The organism is Streptococcus sanguinis SK355, assembly GCF_000212855.1.
In the GTDB taxonomy this organism is placed as follows: Bacteria; Bacillota; Bacilli; order Lactobacillales; family Streptococcaceae; genus Streptococcus; species Streptococcus sanguinis_A.
The window spans coordinates 848,460-865,574 of sequence record NZ_GL890993.1 but is presented as its reverse complement, the minus strand read 5'-3'; the positions used below and the strand labels follow the sequence as shown (position 1 = coordinate 865,574).

Below are 17,115 nucleotides of genomic sequence, written 5' to 3'. Positions count from 1 at the left end.
TCATTCTTCACTGTACCAAAGTGAGCGGCGTTTTAATTTGTCTTCGTAGAAACTATCTACCAAAAATTCCTCTAAAATCTGGCTAAAAGCCTCCAAATTAGGCACTTGCTGCGCCAAGTGTTTTCCAAAAATCGCTTCTTGCTCAGCAATCTTGGGCAGCAAATCCGCTCCAGCAGCAGTCAAGCTCAAGCGAGAACTGCGCTTGTCCTTGCTAGAAATTTCCTTCTTGACCAAGCCTTTTTTAATCAAAGCCTGCACCAAGCGACTAGGGCTTTTTTCCTCACAAATCAGGGATTCCCCCAAGCCCTTGAGAGACAGCGGAGCATGTTCCCCCAAAACGAGCAAGACCTCGCTTTGATTGGGCGTAATTCCCAAAGGCTCTAGCAACTTCCCATATTCTCTCGTCGCTAAGCTCTCTGCACTTCTAAACAAATAGCCAAATCGAATTCCTTCTGCTACCACGCTGCTCTCCTTTCAAAAATCACTTCTATACTATTTTACACTAGATTAGGTAAATTGTTGACAATTTTAGTTTAAAAATATAAAATCTTAAATAGATGATATATCATCTATTTGCAAAAGGAGGAAAAACGGATGACCCCAAACCCTACAAATCAAAAACCAGCTAGAACAATGACCCACGCTTTTGTGACTGGTGCGACCGGTCTTTTAGGAAATAATCTCGTGCGTGCTCTGCTAAAAGAAAACATTCAAGTGACCGCTCTCGTTCGCTCCGAGGAAAAAGCGCGCAAACAATTTGCCGACCTGCCTATCCAGATTGTCAAGGGGGATATTTTAGAGCCCGAAAGCTATCGTGACTATCTAGCAGGCTGCGACAGCCTCTTTCATACCGCTGCTTTTTTCCGCGATAATTATAAAGGCGGCAAGCACTGGCAGGAGCTCTACGACACTAATATTATAGGCACAAATAACCTCCTAGAAGCTGCTTACGAGGCTGGTATCCGCCAATTTGTCCATACTTCCTCCTGTGTCGTACTGGAAGGTGAGGCCAATCAGCTAATCGATGAAAGCATGTCTCGCTCAAAAGATACTCCTTTTGATTACTATCGCAGCAAGATTTTGAGTGAAGAGGCCGTTCGTGATTTCTTGGACAAGCATTCAGATGTTTTCGGTTGCTTTATCTTGCCGAGTGTAATGTTGGGTCCTAGAGACCTTGGTCCGACCTCCAGTGGGCAGCTGATTATCAATTTTGTAGAGCAAAAACTTCCAGGTATCTTAAAGGCTAGCTATAATATGGTGGATGCTAGAGATGTAGCAGATATTCATCTCCGCGCCATGAAATACGGACGCTCAAAGGAGCGCTATCTGGCAGTTGGACGGCAAGTGACCATGACAGAATTGTACCAAATACTGGAAAAAATCACTGGCGTTCCCGCCCCCAAGCGCAAGATCTCCCCTCTTTTCGTCAAAATCTATGCCCAAGCAAGTGAGCTCTACCACCGGCTCACCAAAAAACCAATTTTGGTTACCAATGAGCTCGCTCATCTCATGGCCGAAGAATATCTCAAAAGTAATTTTAGCTTTGCCAAAACCGAGAGCGAGCTAGGCGGACAGCATCGCCCTCTCGAAGAAAGCTTAGCTGACGTGGTAGATTGGTACCGCAAGCACGGCTATTTCGCCAAATAAGCAGCCCTCAAAATCAAGTGACCAAATGTTCATCGCTTGATTTTCCGCACTTCTGAATAAATATCTAAAACGGTCTCCTAAAGATGACATTCTATTCCCGTCCTTTGCAAATTTCTTCTGTATCTATTTTACACTAATTCCCTTAATTGTTGACAATTAATCTTGCAAAATATAAAATAAGAGAATAGATGACATGTCATCTAAATATAATTTAAGGAGAAGAGCCATGCCCCCAAAACACCAAAGCCGAAGTATTCACCACGCCTTCGTTACTGGCGCAACAGGTTTACTAGGAAATAATCTGGTGCGATCCCTTCTAAAAAAAGGAATTCAGGTGACTGCTTTAGTACGCTCTCGACAGAAAGCCTTAGAGCAGTTTGGCAATCTGCCGATCCATTTCATTGAAGGAGATATTTGCCAGCCAGACAGCTATCAAAATCATATGCAAGATTGTGATAGTCTTTTTCACACAGCTGCTTTCTTTCGAGATAGTTTGAAAGGCGGTCAGCACTGGCAAGAACTGTATAATACCAATGTGAAGGGTAGTTTGGAACTTTTTGAAGCCGCTTATAAAGCTGGCATTCGTCAGGCGGTCCATACCTCATCGATTGCAGTTCTCTATGGTGAGCAAAATCAACTGATTGATGAAAGCATGTTACGCAGCAGGAATACAAGCAATGACTACTACCGCAGTAAGATATTAAGCGAAGAGGTTCTCTTAGATTTTTCAAAAAAACATCCTGATTTTTTTGTTAGTTTTGTCCTGCCTGGATTTATGTTTGGCCCAGGCGATATCGGTCCTACCTCTGCGGGACAGTTGATTTTCGACTTCGTTCATAAAAAACTGCCTGGAATCATTCCCGGCAGCTACAGCGTCGTAGATGCCCGAGACGTCGCAGACTGCGAAATCCTAGCTATGCAGTATGGCCGACAAGGAGAACGATATTTAGCAGCTGGTAGGCATATGACGATGGAAGAATTATTGAAGAACCTAGAAGCGGTCAGCGGAGTTGCCGCTCCAACTAGACGGATTCCTCTTTTTCTTCTAAAGATAATTGCTCAATACAATGAACTATATCATCGTCTAACAAAACGTCCTATTCTGTTGAGTAAGGCTGCTGTGACCTCTACTGAAGAGGAATATCTCCGAACACATTTCAATTCTGCAAAATCTCAAAATGAGTTGGGAGCCCATTTCCGTCCCTTTGAAGAAACTCTCAAAGATGTCCTAGCTTGGTACAAAGAGCACGGCTACCTATCATAAGATTAAAAGTATCCAGAACAGGCATTTCAGGAATATGGAATCCGAATGCTTTCAGACTAAATCACTCTTACATTTTCTTATCTCCACCTTTTACTATTCCCTTATTTTATGTTATAATCATTATAATTGTAACGAATCAGGATTAATCTACTACTCAGAATTGAATAAAAGAAAACAGCTAATCAGCTGTTGTTTTCTGCAGGTTAATCATGAAAATATGAAAGGAAATGTAATGATTTACAAAGTTTTTTATCAAGAAACAAAAGAGCGCAGTCCGCGCCGTGAAAAGACACGTGCCCTTTATTTAGATGTCGAAGCAGCTAATGAATTGGAAGGCCGCATTCAGGCTCGTAAGTTAGTCGAAGAAAATACCCCTTACAATATTGAATTTATTGAGCTCTTGTCTGACAAACACCTCGAATACGAAAAAGAGTCAGGCACTTTTGAATTGACGGAGTTCTAACCCATGGCATATACCTTAAAACCCAAAGAAGTTGGCGTTTTTGCGATTGGTGGGTTAGGCGAAATCGGTAAAAACACCTACGGGATTGAATACCAAAATGAAATCATCATCGTGGATGCCGGTATCAAGTTCCCAGAAGACGACCTACTAGGAATTGACTATGTCATTCCCGACTACTCTTATATCGTTGAAAATATCGACCGCGTAAAAGCTGTCCTCATCACCCACGGGCACGAGGACCATATCGGCGGTATTCCTTTCCTGCTCAAGCAAGCCAATGTTCCTATCTATGCTGGTCCTTTGGCGCTGGCACTCATTCGCGGCAAGCTAGAAGAGCATGGCCTTTTGCGCGATGCCAAGCTCTATGAAATCAATCAAAACACAGAACTGCAGTTCAAGCATCTGAAAGCTACTTTCTTCCGGACAACCCACTCTATTCCTGAGCCCTTGGGAATTGTCATTCATACGCCGCAGGGTAAGATTGTCTGTACAGGTGACTTCAAGTTTGACTTTACACCAGTCGGTGAGCCGGCAGACTTGCACCGCATGGCTGCTCTGGGCGAAGAAGGTGTGCTCTGTCTCCTATCTGACTCGACCAATGCTGAAGTTCCGACCTTTACCAATTCCGAAAAAGTTGTTGGGCAATCTATCATGAAGATTATTGAAGGCATTAATGGACGGATTATTTTCGCTTCCTTTGCCTCTAATATCTTCCGTCTTCAGCAAGCCGCAGATGCTGCTGTTAAGACTGGCCGTAAGATTGCGGTCTTTGGCCGATCCATGGAAAAGGCTATTGTCAATGGGATTGAGCTGGGCTATATCAAGGTTCCCAAAGATACCTTCATCGAGCCAAATGAACTCAAGGACTATCCAGCTGGCGAAGTGCTGATTATGTGTACTGGAAGTCAGGGTGAGCCGATGGCAGCCCTGTCTCGGATTGCCAATGGTACCCACCGTCAAGTTCAGCTGCAGCCTGGAGATACGGTCATCTTCTCATCTAGTCCTATCCCTGGTAATACGACCAGCGTTAACAAATTGATTAACATCATTTCCGAGGCCGGTGTAGAGGTTATCCACGGTAAGATTAACAACATCCACACCTCTGGACACGGTGGCCAACAAGAGCAGAAACTCATGCTCCGCTTGATTAAGCCAAAATATTTCATGCCAGTCCATGGTGAATACCGTATGCAGAAAGTCCATGCAGGTCTAGCCGTTGATACTGGAGTACCAAAAGACAATATCTTCATCATGAGCAATGGTGACGTGCTGGCTCTGACAGCTGACTCAGCTCGTATTGCCGGTAGCTTCAACGCTCAAGATATCTATGTTGATGGGAACCGCATTGGTGAAATCGGAGCTGCAGTCCTGCGCGACCGTAAAGACCTGTCAGAGGACGGTGTTGTCCTGGCTGTCGCGACGGTTGACTTTGAATCCAAGATGATCTTAGCCGGTCCAGATATTCTCAGCCGCGGCTTTATCTACATGCGCGAATCAGGCGACCTCATTCGCCAAAGCCAGCGCATCCTCTTCAATGCCATTCGCATTGCCCTTAAGAATAAAGATGCCAGCGTCCAATCTGTTAGCGGCGCTATCGTCAACGCCTTGCGTCCTTTCCTCTACGAAAGTACCGAGCGCGAACCTATTATTATTCCGATGGTGCTTACACCAGACGAAGACAACTAAAAAATAAGCTTTGCTAGTCTAGCAAAGCTTATTTTATTGCTTTATTTTTTGTTCGCGAAGCATGCTTGATAATCCAAGCGCAACTCGGACTCAGTTTTTCCTCTTGCCAAGTCCTAATCACCCTCTCGAATTTTTCAGGATCTTCTTTATATAAATCATTCAGATTATTAGCGACACTTTTTTGGATTGATTTATCCGCATCATCCTTTAGATTCTTTAGAATAGCGGTAAACTCATCAAAATAATCTAAAACCACAGTCTGCTTCTTAGCCCAGGGCAGTCGGATACGCATACACTCGCTAGCTAACCTGCGGACGCGCATATTCTCATCTCGGCTCCACTCTAATAGTAAATCCATCGTAACTTTAGGATAATTAGCCAGCAAGGGCCGCATGGAAAATTCTCCAGTAAATCGCTTGGTTAATTCCTTACTGAAGGCTGCACTCAGCTCGAATTCCTGACCTCCATAACGTTCTACGTATTTGCCAATCGGCCACAACCAGTAACCTTCTGAGAACATCCCCAAGCCGCCCTCTAACTCCGGACCAAGTATCTGCTCAAAAACCTTCAGAGAATCAGCATAAGAAAGCGGCAAGCATTCTTTGATACTCTTTGCCAGCAGCTCCTGACGCTGAGTAAATTCCAAAGCCTCTAAGTCGCTTTCAACTAGAGACATAAAATGCTGAGCATCAAATTTATCTGTGACTTCTTGCAAGCGACGGCTCAAGTCCTCCGCATAAACCATATCATAATAATCTTTAACCTTTTTCGCCATGATTTTTAAATCCCCTTAACAGACTTCTCATTGCTCCTCTGACTTCTGCTTCTTCCTCTTTCTCAGCCAGAAAAAGAGACAACTCGTTCAAGGCGCCTGAAATCATATGAGCTGCCATATCCAAATCAATAGAGATAAGTTTCCCTTCTTTAGATAAAATGTCTAATTGTTCTCTCAAATGAAAGAAAGAATTAGCCTCGTCCTGACGACGCCACTCTTTCCACTCAACGACATTGGGACCATCAAGCAGGAGAATACGTTTATTTTCGGTCAAGGTCGCAAAACGAACAAAAGCAACACAGCCTTCCACCAACTGCTCCCAAGAATCATGTGCTTCCAGGGCATTTTTTTCTACATAAGACCCCAGTTCGGACTGAATTTGTGCCAGTACGGCGGTAAATAAAGTTTTCTTATTCCCGAAATGATGATAAAGTGCGCCTCTTGTCATTCCCAATTCATCTACAATTTCTTCCAAGGAAGTTTCTGCATAACCCTTTAAAGAAAAATGTTTCCGGGCGATAGCTAATATTTTCTTACTTGTCTCTAGAGAAGCCTGCTGCTTTTTATTCATCTTCACTCTCCAAATAATTTGCCGCAAACTCAGCGCTAGGTGGAATTACTTGAATTACATCAACCAAAACAGAACCCGGCGCTTCCACAATGAAATGGCGCTGACCAAAATCTTCACTCTTAATAGGAAGAAGGAACTCCATTTCTTCTTGCTGACGCAATTCTTCATAAAAACAATCCACATTGTCAACTTCGATATTGATGATTAGGCCACTCGCCTTAGACTGGTAGGCTTGTGGTACTGTCCCATGCTTACTATCAATAAAAGCAAGCTCAAAACCACTCTCAATATTCTTTAAACTAATATACCAATCTGAACGGAAGGTTTCCTGAAATTGGAAATGCTCAATGAAAAATTGTGCCGCTTGATGGATAGCTTCGCTCATTAAAACGGGGTATAAACTGGTAATCATTTGTTCTCCTTTTCTTAAGTTTAATTTTAACATACATACTGAATGTATGCAAATAAATGTTAAAAAACAGAAGCAAAATTGACTTCCATCTATTTGAGAATGGCTCACTTAAATCGCTTGATAAAATGATATTTGGTAATGCCCTTTTGTGGGACATCTGTTAGACTGGCGTAGATTTCATAGCCTTACTTGATGTAAAAATCCCTGGCCTGATAAGATTTAGTGGACAAGGTAATGCTAGTTACTCCAGCTTCTACAGCCTTTTCTTCTAATTCTGCCAGCAGACTGGCTCCCAAACCTTTTTTCTGATGTTCTTTATCCACCACCAAAGCCTTGACATGAATATTTTCCAACACCTGCCGGGCATGGAGCAAGGCAATTAACTGGCCATCTTCCTCCCGCCTTAAATAATAATCTTGAGGTCCAAGTTTTTCAAGCATATCTGGACCAAAATAGGCTTCATATTGCTCATCAAAAACACGCTTAATAAAATCATGAAATTTTCCCATCTTTCTCCTCCTCCACGAAAAAGCAGGGGATATGCCAATCCTCCTGCTCTAAGTTTAGTATAAATCCAGATAATTATCCACTTCCCATTGGGAGACAAAGGTTGCATAGCTTGCCCACTCGATGCGCTTAGCTTCTAAGAAGCTTGTATAGATATGCTCGCCAAGAGCCGCTTTAACGACTTCGTCTTCTGTCAATGCCTTCAAGGCATTGTGAAGAGTTGATGGTAGGTCTGTAATTCCAGCTTCCTTACGCTCCTCTGGAGTCATGATATAGATATTCTCTTCGATTGGGGCTGGAGCTTCGATTTTATTCTCAACACCGTGCAGGCCAACTTCCAAGAGAACTGCCATAGCAATATATGGATTGGCCATCGGATCAACCGAACGCAGCTCCAAGCGAGTACCCATACCACGAGAGGCTGGCACGCGCACCAACGGTGAACGATTACGTCCTGCCCAAGCAATATAAACTGGTGCTTCATATCCAGGAACCAGACGTTTATATGAGTTGACCGTTGGATTCATGATAGCTGTGTAGTTATAAGCATGGTTAATCAAACCACCCAAGAAATGGTAGGCTGTTTCTGACAGCTGCATACCTTTTGGATCTTCTGGATCGAAGAAGGCATTATTGCCGTCTTGATCAAAGAGAGACATATTACAGTGCATACCAGATCCTGCAATGCCAAACTTAGGCTTGGCCATAAAGGTTGCATACAAACCGTGCTTACGAGCAATAGTTTTCACAACCAGCTTGAAAATCTGAATCTTGTCACAAGCCCGAAGCACTTCGTCATACTTAAAGTCAATCTCGTGCTGGCCGACTGCTACCTCATGGTGACTAGCTTCTACTTCAAAGCCCATCTTGGTCAGGACATTGACGATTTCCCGACGAGTATTGTCTGCCAAATCTGTCGGCGCCAAGTCAAAATAACCGCCCTTGTCATTTACTTCCAGCGTCGGATCACCATTTTCATCCAGCTTAAAGAGGAAAAATTCTGGCTCTGGTCCGAGGTTAAAGGACTTAAATCCCAGCTCTTCCATATGCTTGAGGGCACGCTTGAGGTTGCTCCGTGGATCCCCTAGAAACGGTACATGATCTGTCGTATAAACATCGCAAATCAGACCCGCTACACTACCGTTTTCATCTCCCCAGGGAAAGACTGTCCAAGTATCTAGATCAGGATAAAGATACATATCTGATTCATTGATACGAACAAAACCTTCGATGGAAGAACCATCAAACATGGCTTTATTGGATAAGACCTTGTCAAGCTGTTCATCCGTGGCAGGAATTTCCACATTCTTCATAGTCCCTAAAATATCAGAGAACATAAGACGAATAAAGGTAACATTTTTCTCCTTTACTTCGCGAAGGATATCAGCTGCTGTAATAGACATTAAATTTCTCCTTGTAATTCAAACAAAATAGCTATGGTCGACGCATCTGACCAAAGGTTGGCAGAGAAGAAGCAAAACGGCCTTGCTGCAAGATGTCATGATGCAGGGCACGGCGGACATCTTTGTCACTAATAGTCTTGCGGGACTTGGCTTCACGCTCGGCATATTTCCTCTTAATCGCAGCGATATTATAACCTTCTGAAATATAATCCTTAATTTCTAAAAGGCGGTCCATGTCATTCAGAGAATACATCCGACGATTGCCCTCATTCCGAGCAGGGGTAATCAGATTCTGGTCTTCATAATAACGGATCTGACGGGCAGATAGGTCCGTCAGTTTCATAACACTGCCGATGGGAAAGACTGCCATGTTTCGGCGAAACTCTTTTTCCTTCATTCAAATTCCTCTCTACGCACTATTATAGGACGAAATAAATCTTATGTCAAGAAATAATGTCAGATTTTCTTACACGGATTTTATTTTTTCTTTTCAAAGATGGCTCGCAGCCGATCTATATCAGAGTTTACCAGAATCGCAACAAAGACTCCCATGAAGGTTTCAAAGATTCTGGCAAAGACATACAAGATGGTATCTTCCGGCCGAATGGACAGGGTAATAATCAGCATGGCAGATACTCCGCCAATGACTCCCGCCTTGTTGTTCATAGCGACATTGGTCATGATTGTCAGCATGGTACAAACCGGCACCAAAAGGAGGGTGACCCAATACTGCTCCTTAAAAACACTATTGGCAATGAAAAATAGCAGAGCGTAAAAACCACCGATGCTGTTTCCCAAGATTCGCGATGTTCCGAAGTGGACACTCTTATCAAAATCCTCACGAAGACTAAAGACAGCCGTCAAAGCACCGATTTGCAGCCCTTTCCAACCAAAAAGGCCAAAGAGCAATAGAATGATGAAGACAGCCAGACCTGTTTTAAAGGTACGCATGCCCAGACGAAATTTCGATTTATCAAACTTGTACTTATTGAAATAACTCATTAGTCTCCTTCCAGGAAATCCTCCCTCTCTTCATTTTAACATATTTCGCCTCAAAAAAACTCTTTCTGCTCAGGACTTTTCCCGCACAAAGAAAAAGCCCTATCAGCTACCGCATCAAGAGCTATCGACTATTTAAAAACTGAGACATTATCAGCCCCAGCCTCGTTTTTATTATCTTTAGTTTGGATAGATATAGGTAACGCCACCCATAAATTCATTTGGGTTAAAGTAGCCACGATAGTTGTTAATCTGCTTTTGGCGATTGTAGTTTGCTTCCAATACTTGGATAGAGCTGTCGCTTTGCACATCTGTCACATAAGCAACATGTCCGTATTCACCGCCATCCCAAACTGCAATAGCCCCTGCTACTGGGACATTTCCTGTTGCATAACCCTGAGCACCAGCATTGATTGCCCAAGTATTCGCATTGCCCCACCAGTTGCTTGCCCAAGGAGCCATTTCTTTCACACCCCAGGTACATTGACCGATTGGGTAAGAATTGCCATAGTCAGTTGGTGTATTTAAGACAACATCTTCGGTATCAGATACCAAAGCAGCATCGCTTGTCGCTTCATAAGCTGGAGCACTGTATGGATTGTAAGTCTGTGCCAAAGCTGTACCATTTACTTGCAGCACATCTCCTGGGTTAATCGTATCAAAAATTGATTTTCCATTATTGGCAGCAAGTTCGTAAGGATTCATCCCATTGGCGCTAGCAATGGCAAAAAAAGAGTCCCCCTGCTGGACAACATAAGAATCTGCATGAACAGCTTGAGCGCCGATTGTCGCCAAAAAAGCTGTAGAAGTTAAACCAAGAGTTGCTTTAGCAAATGTTTTTTTCATAAATGTTTTTCTCCGTATAATTTGATGATAAAAAAATCATACCTCATTTACATGTCAGTTTTTTTAGAGTTATGTTTTTGTCATGTTACAAATGATTTAGACTTTTGCTACATGAGATTTTGCAGTATTTTTAAAGATAAAAGAGAGTGGGACAGAAATCGGTAATTCGTTAGAATTCGATTTCGTCGTCCCACCTCCGCACAGTTGAGTAGGGCTGTAAAAGCTGATGAAATCAGCGTAGTAGAGCCCACTCAACCACTGCGTCTTGCTCGACAATCCAAAGACAATTGAGAGGCTAGGACTTTTGTCCCAGCCTCCATCTATTATCAGTCTTCTTTACCTTTCAATTTTCCTAGACCTAAAGCACCAATAATGGCTGCTAAACCTAGATATGGCAGATAGACTGCATCTTTGGCTCCCGTTTCTGGCAGAAGAGAAACAGGAATCTTTTTAGCCACTGGAGTTGGATTGGTTCTTCTTGGATCGTTTACATCCGAAACAAGCAGATGCTGTGCCTTAGGAGTGACTGTTATAACTGTATTTGAAGCATAGACTACATGATTGACAGTATTGATGTAGGTATTTTCAAAAGTACCCGCAGCAATCCGCTTCATCTGTAGATAGGTTTCAGCCTGAAAAGCTGAATCCAGAGAAATAGTCTCTAAGAATTCTTCCTTGAAACGAATAGAAATCAAGCCTTTCTTAAGATCAATATTCGCTGCTGTATACTCAGTCAAATCTGTACCAGCCTTTATCACCTTACCATCTTTGAGCGTGATGTCTACTTTGGCAAAGGTTTTGTAAGCCCCCGTGTACTCATCACCTCGTTGATCATAATCATCCACAAAGCTATAGTCTGTCAAATCTTCAGAGTGGTTAGCAGGGATCAAGCCGCCGATGAGACGGTAGTTAAAGTGCTGTCCCAAAGTCAGTTCCTTGCCATCCAAGTTCTCTGCACTTGTCGGATCAAGGCTCAGGGTAATATCTTTTTCAGGACTGATTTTAGGAACATTGTTCACGACTACGTCTGTCGCATAACCATTTCCAAAGTCAATTTGATAAGCCCGGTTCTCAAACTTGCCCCCTGTGCGACCCATTCCTTCTTTGACAGCCATAGGGCTTGTTATCGTCAAAGACTTACCTGTTACGACATATTGGTCATAAAAGACTTGGGCATCGTCTGCTGCAAAGAGTTGGAAAGAACCTTTAACAGTGATATTCGCCTTTTGAAGGAGCTCTCGAACTGCTGCAGGGGCTGTTTCAAGGCTCTCGTAGTGGGTCACTGTCACACCTGCCACAGCCTTGCCATCCGCATCTACTAGCTTGACTAATTCCGGACGAAGTTCAAGTGCTTCTTCCGGATAGTCATCTACATAGTAGAAACCTTTTTGAATCGTGCTCTTAGATGACTTGTTACCCTTATACTGATCCAAATCCCAAGTCAGCTCGTAATAATTGGTCGAACCAGCCAAGACTTCCTTGCCATCAATCACCAATCCTTCCTTATTTTTATTGACCTTGGTTGGCTTGATGTAATTATTGCTAGGATTGTCTGAATCGTCTGGCTTGCCTGGCGTGGTGACACGTACAACATTTGAGCGGACACCATAGGCATCATTGACTGTCAGGGTGAAATTATTAGTATAGGTTGCGCCATCATTGAGCACTCGGCCAACTACTGTTGGAAAGAGCGTAGCAACTTCTTTGGTCCTATCAGCGTTATAAGTAGCTAGCGTTGCTGCAGTTGCCTTGAATGTTACTGTGTGACTAGCCTTATCATAGCTGACGTCAAAACCTGCACTAGCAGCTTTTGTTGCTTCTAAGTCAACTTCATAACCACTTGGCAACGGATCAGCAATGACAAAAGATGTCGTCTCACTGCGTCCAGCTGGAAGAGCTTCTGTCTTTAGAGCAAACTGAACGACGGACTGCTTAGCCACCAGAGTCTTATCAATATTGGTGCCTTGGTCATTTTGAATCTCTTTGTTAATTTGCGGCTGAGATTGTAAAAGAGCATAATGATAGTGCACAGTCGGAGCTACGGGCGCTGCTGGCTCTTTTTGATAAACAGGCTCCGCTGGTGTAGTTGGAAGCGGGCTATAAGTTGGTGCTACCGGCTTATTAGGCTCTGGTGTATCTGGTGTAGGAGTTGGCGCTGCCGGCTCCTTCTCATAAGTCGGTGCTGCCGGAGGTGTTGGCTCCTTTTCATAGGTCGGTTCTACCACTGCTGGCCGGACAGCTTTTTCCACTTCATAGCTTGGCTCAGATGGCTTACTAGGCTCTGGTGTATCCGGTGTACGCGACGGTGGCGTCGGATCTTTTTCATAAGTCGGTGCTGCCGGAGGTGTTGGAAGAGCCTTCGGTGTTGGTGTAGTTGGAGCCGGATCCAAAGGCTTAAGAGCTTCTTCACTTGGCACTGCAGGAGCTGTAGGAGCTACCGGCGCTTCCGGTTCTTCTACTGTGATGATTGGCAGATCATTCGCTCGAACATCACCATTAATCGCAAACCAAATATTTGGTTTCTTAGGAGCTAGTTTGTCAGCCCTACGTGGATCAGTAGCCTCTGGCTGGCCTAACACTTCAGAAGAGGAAATTGTTCCAATCGTCATACTGTTGGTTGTGCCAGAAATTTCTACCGCTCCTGCTCCATACCATGAGTTAGGAGCATCTGTAGTGTCCCAGCCTGAGTCCGGCTGAGCATTCTTATACATGGTAAAGCGAGATCCGCCAACTCCTTTTTTGAAGTTTTCAGACTCAGTCGCATAAATTTGGCCGTTCTTTTCATCAATAGATGAACCTGAAATCTTGTTGAAAGTTCCGGTATAATCTTTGGCCATTTCGATAGAGTTAGCTTCACGGTTGAGGGAAGCCACGGACATCAAGGCCTGGTCAAAATTAATCGGTTGGCCTTTATCATCATAAAAGACAAATTCCGTCTTCACAAAGAGAGAGGTTGCATCTTCAAAATTTCCTGTATAAGCTGAAGCAAACACTCCCATGGTTGGATCTTTAAAAATACCTAACCAAGCCTTATCATTGCGGAATTGGGAGCTTGGATCAAGAGTATAAGTATAAACGATTTTAGAAACTTTTTTCCCTCGATAATAAGTTCCCTGAAGATTTGTATAGGTTGCTGTAGCAGACTGACCGCGGCTCAGCAAAACAGAAGACCATTCAGTCGGCCCTTTACCACTTGTTACGTTAGAACTATAGTCTGCATACTTGCCAACCGTACCAAAGCTTTCCTGCTGATTGGTCTGATAGTTAGCATTTTGAATATCTGTTACTTTGAAGTTGTCCAACTGGAAGAGTTTCTTAGAAAACTCTGCAGTGTTCTTCACAGCGGCTTCCATGCCAGCATAGCTGACAAACTCACCAGTTGTAGTCAGTGACAGATCAGCATTAGGTTCTGATTTGAAAACCAGACTTTGCGCAATTGGACGGCTCAGATGCCCGTCTTCAGTCTTCTTTGCTTCTGCGATAGCCAGTCCAGCCTTAATCTTGGCCTGTTCAGCATCATACTTAGCCTTATCTTGCTGATACTTGGCTAATTTTGTATTATAGACAGCCAAATCAGCATTATACTGGGCCAACTGAGCTTGATAATTTGCTTGGGCTTGAGCATTACGCTTCTTGATTTCTTCATTTTCAGCTGCTATAGTGGCATTCTTAGCTTGGTTCTCTGCCAGCTTTTGCTCATATTCTTTTTGAGCTGCCGCATTTTCAGCTTCAATTTGAGTCTTTTTAGCTTCATAAGCTGCTAAATCTGCTTCATATTGAGCTTTTTTATCTTGATTTTCCTTTTGGATACGGGCCAATTCTGCCTGATAATTCGCCTGAGCCGCTTGATATGCCGCTTCATTATCAGCATTGGTCTTTCGGACAGTAGCTAAATCTGTTTGATATTGGGCAAGTGCTGCCTCGTAGGCCGCTTTTGCAGCCGCATTTCTCTGTTTAATAGCTTCATTATCAGCAGCAATCTTAGCATTTGCAGTTTGAGTATCCGCTAAAGCTTTTTCATACCGTGCCTGAGCCGCCGCATTCGCCTTCTGAACACGATCAAGCTCACTAGCATAAGCCGCCAGAGCCGCATCATAATTAGCCTTTGTTTCCGCATTCAGTTTTTGAACACGAGCTAATTCTGCATCATAAGCCGCTTTAGCTGCTTGATAGGCTACCGCATTATCCGCATTCGTCTTTTGAACCGCTGCTAAATCTGTTTTGTACTTGCTCAGTGCTGCTTCATAATCTGCTTTCAGCTGAGCATTTTCTGCTGTAATCCGAGCCACTTCTGCTTGATGAGCAGCCAAATCTTTAGCGTATTGGTCTGCAGCCGCTTTGTTTTCTGCTGTAATCCGAGCCACTTCCGCCTCGTAGGCTGATACTTTTTCTTTGTACTCCTTGACCTTGGCATCAATATCGGTTACTTGCGCTTGATAATCTTCTGCAATCTCCGCTTTTTTGTCTGCAGTTTCTTGAGCAGTCTGAGCTACTCCTTTGTCAACAGCTGGGTCTTTGACCACTGTCAGTCCAGCTTCTTGAGCCTTTTTGACGCTTTCATCTAAACCAGCTGTTGGAACAGTCACTGTCACACCGCCATCTGCCTGACCTGCTCGCGCCTGACTCTCTTTAGATGCCTGACTGGCTGGCCCTTGAGCTTGAGGCAGATTAGTCGCTGCATTTCCAGTGCCCACCATTTCAGTATTGACAGGACTATTGGTATCAGATACCACTTCATCTGCTCTTACTTGCATCGTTGACGTTAAAAAAGCCGCACCTAGAACAGCACCGCATAAAGTTTTAACAGCCTTGTTTTTCCGAAAACCAAAAACTTCTTTTTTCTTCATTTTTCTCCTCCCTCTGCTAACTTTTACAGTCTGCAGTTTTCTCATGCCTTCAGAAAATCAAAAAGTAATGGAAACCACCAATCAGAAGTTTCTTTCTCATTTTGACCCTCTTTAAGCATCAGAATAAATATATATATCTTATATCCTAACAAGTTTTTCTCAGTTTTGCAAGCATTTTATGCTCGTTTTATTTACCTTTATGCAGATTTAGACATCCAAGGAAAAACGTATTTTTATTGTAGGATTTTTCCCTACAGCAGGACAATGAGAATACAAGAAAAAGACCAGCTTTCACTAGTCTTTCCTTATTACAGTTTTGTACTTGTTATCTACAAAATCAAAGTTTCTAAGCTTGTTGCTTATTTCTCTGTCAATGCTGCAAGTCCTGGTAATACTTTACCTTCAAGGAGTTCCATTGATGCACCACCACCAGTAGAAATCCATGAGAACTTGTCTGCACGGCCAAGGTTGATGGCTGCGGCAGCTGAGTCACCACCACCGATGATTGATTTTACGCCAGGTTGTTTCACGATAGCGTCCATAACACCGATTGTACCAGCTTGGAAGTCAGGGTTTTCAAATACACCCATAGGTCCATTCCAAACAACAGTCTTCGCACCAGTCAAGGCTTCATCAAATTTAGCGATAGATTTAGGACCGATATCAAGGCCAAGGAAGCCTGGATCCACTGCTTCACCTTCAGTATCACGTACTTCAGTGTAGTCCGCAAAAGCATTTGCTTCTTTAGAGTCAACTGGCAAGATCAATTTGCCGTTTGCTTTTTCAAGAAGAGCTTTCGCAACATCCAATTTGTCTTCTTCTACAAGTGAGTTACCGATTTCGATACCTTGTGCTTTGTAGAATGTGTAAGTCATACCACCACCGATAAGGACTTTATCAGCTTTTTCAAGCAAGTTTTCGATAACACCGATCTTGTCAGATACTTTTGAACCACCAAGAATGGCTACGAATGGACGTTCTGGAGTTTCAACAGCTTCTTGGATGTAGGCAATTTCGTTTTCAAGAAGGAATCCAGCAACAGCTTTTTCAACGTTTGCCGAGATACCAACGTTAGATGCGTGTGCACGGTGAGCTGTACCAAATGCATCATTTACGAAGATACCATCTCCAAGTGATGCCCAGTATTTACCAAGTTCAGGATCGTTTTTAGATTCTTTCTTGCCGTCCACATCTTCAAAACGAGTGTTTTCAACCAAAAGAACTTGTCCATCTTCAAGAGCATTGATAGCTGTTTCCAATTCAGCACCACGAGTGACACCTGGGAAAACAACGTCTTGACCAAGTTTAGCAGCCAAGTCTGCAGCAACTGGTGCAAGTGATTTACCTTCTTTGTCTGCTTCTTCTTTGACACGTCCAAGGTGAGAGAAGAGAATTGCACGACCGCCTTGCTCAATGATGTATTTAATAGTTGGAAGAGCAGCAGTGATACGGTTGTCATTTGTAATCACTCCGTCTTTCAATGGTACGTTAAAGTCTACACGAACGAGGACTTTTTTACCTTTCAAATCAACGTCTTTAACAGTAAGTTTTGCCATGTTACAAAAACTCCTTTTCATATTTTATACGCACCTATTATATCATATTTTCCAAAAGTTTTCTTGATATAAAGAAAATTTTCACAAAAAAGAAGTGCCACGCACTTCTTTCTCTCGAACTTGGGAATTAGAGAATAGG

The 17,115-nt window shown here is 43.2% G+C and carries 14 protein-coding genes and 1 pseudogene; 4 read left to right on the top strand and 11 right to left on the bottom strand.

The genetic code is table 11. The annotated features are described in order from the left end of the window. Nucleotides 1-462, bottom strand: a complete 462-nt coding sequence (locus HMPREF9389_RS07005; protein ID WP_002929093.1) for a MarR family winged helix-turn-helix transcriptional regulator — start codon at nt 460-462, stop codon at nt 1-3. Nucleotides 463-594: 132 nt separating this feature from the next. On the opposite strand from HMPREF9389_RS07005, the gene HMPREF9389_RS07010 reads away from it, so the two are divergent. The 4 genes from HMPREF9389_RS07010 (at nt 595) to rnjA (ending at nt 5,060) form a co-directional block, all read left to right on the top strand. Further along, complete coding sequence (locus HMPREF9389_RS07010; protein ID WP_002903702.1) at nt 595-1,647, top strand: SDR family oxidoreductase; 1,053 nt, start codon at nt 595-597, stop codon at nt 1,645-1,647. Nucleotides 1,648-1,873: 226 nt separating this feature from the next. Then, on the top strand, nt 1,874-2,911 hold the full coding sequence (locus HMPREF9389_RS07015) for an SDR family oxidoreductase (protein WP_002929091.1): 1,038 nt from the start codon (nt 1,874-1,876) through the stop codon (nt 2,909-2,911). Nucleotides 2,912-3,143: 232 nt separating this feature from the next. Then, a complete protein-coding gene (locus HMPREF9389_RS07020; protein WP_032906349.1) occupies nt 3,144-3,374 on the top strand; it encodes a DNA-dependent RNA polymerase subunit epsilon in 231 nt (76 codons plus the stop codon). 3 nt (nt 3,375-3,377) lie between these two features. Next, nucleotides 3,378-5,060 carry a ribonuclease J1 gene (gene rnjA / locus HMPREF9389_RS07025; protein ID WP_002929089.1) on the top strand — a complete coding sequence of 561 codons (1,683 nt, stop codon included), beginning with the start codon at nt 3,378-3,380 and terminating at the stop codon, nt 5,058-5,060. Between the two features lie 28 nt (nt 5,061-5,088). Here rnjA and HMPREF9389_RS07030 read toward each other — a convergent pair whose 3' ends face one another. The 10 genes and pseudogenes from HMPREF9389_RS07030 to HMPREF9389_RS07070 form a co-directional block, all read right to left on the bottom strand. Beyond that, nucleotides 5,089-5,835: a DNA alkylation repair protein gene (locus HMPREF9389_RS07030; protein WP_002929087.1), complete on the bottom strand. Its 747-nt coding sequence runs from the start codon at nt 5,833-5,835 to the stop codon at nt 5,089-5,091. Continuing rightward, nucleotides 5,819-6,406, bottom strand: a complete 588-nt coding sequence (locus tag HMPREF9389_RS07035) for a TetR/AcrR family transcriptional regulator (RefSeq protein WP_002929084.1) — start codon at nt 6,404-6,406, stop codon at nt 5,819-5,821. The genes HMPREF9389_RS07030 and HMPREF9389_RS07035 overlap by 17 nt, the downstream gene beginning before the upstream one ends. Next, nucleotides 6,399-6,818, bottom strand: coding sequence for a VOC family protein (locus HMPREF9389_RS07040; RefSeq protein WP_032906347.1), 420 nt, complete (start codon nt 6,816-6,818; stop codon nt 6,399-6,401). The genes HMPREF9389_RS07035 and HMPREF9389_RS07040 overlap by 8 nt, the downstream gene beginning before the upstream one ends. A 104-nt stretch (nt 6,819-6,922) precedes the next feature. Beyond that, nucleotides 6,923-7,327, bottom strand: a pseudogene (locus HMPREF9389_RS0111265) (GNAT family N-acetyltransferase). Nucleotides 7,328-7,381: 54 nt separating this feature from the next. Continuing rightward, nucleotides 7,382-8,728, bottom strand: a complete 1,347-nt coding sequence (gene glnA / locus HMPREF9389_RS07045) for a type I glutamate--ammonia ligase (RefSeq protein WP_002929080.1) — start codon at nt 8,726-8,728, stop codon at nt 7,382-7,384. Nucleotides 8,729-8,759: 31 nt separating this feature from the next. Continuing rightward, the gene (locus tag HMPREF9389_RS07050; protein ID WP_002896641.1) at nt 8,760-9,125 is read right to left on the bottom strand and encodes a MerR family transcriptional regulator; all 366 of its coding nucleotides are present in this window, start codon (nt 9,123-9,125) and stop codon (nt 8,760-8,762) included. Nucleotides 9,126-9,205: 80 nt separating this feature from the next. Further along, nucleotides 9,206-9,730 carry an FUSC family protein gene (locus HMPREF9389_RS07055; RefSeq protein WP_002929079.1) on the bottom strand — a complete coding sequence of 175 codons (525 nt, stop codon included), beginning with the start codon at nt 9,728-9,730 and terminating at the stop codon, nt 9,206-9,208. Nucleotides 9,731-9,907: 177 nt separating this feature from the next. Further along, complete coding sequence (locus HMPREF9389_RS07060; protein WP_002929078.1) at nt 9,908-10,573, bottom strand: COG3942 and LysM peptidoglycan-binding domain-containing protein; 666 nt, start codon at nt 10,571-10,573, stop codon at nt 9,908-9,910. A gap of 326 nt (nt 10,574-10,899) precedes the next feature. Beyond that, on the bottom strand, nt 10,900-15,465 hold the full coding sequence (locus HMPREF9389_RS07065; protein WP_002929077.1) for an antigen I/II family LPXTG-anchored adhesin: 4,566 nt from the start codon (nt 15,463-15,465) through the stop codon (nt 10,900-10,902). Between the two features lie 314 nt (nt 15,466-15,779). Then, nucleotides 15,780-16,976 (bottom strand): phosphoglycerate kinase, encoded by a 1,197-nt coding sequence (locus HMPREF9389_RS07070; RefSeq protein WP_002918189.1) that lies wholly within the window; start codon nt 16,974-16,976, stop codon nt 15,780-15,782. Nucleotides 16,977-17,115: the final 139 nt, after the last annotated feature.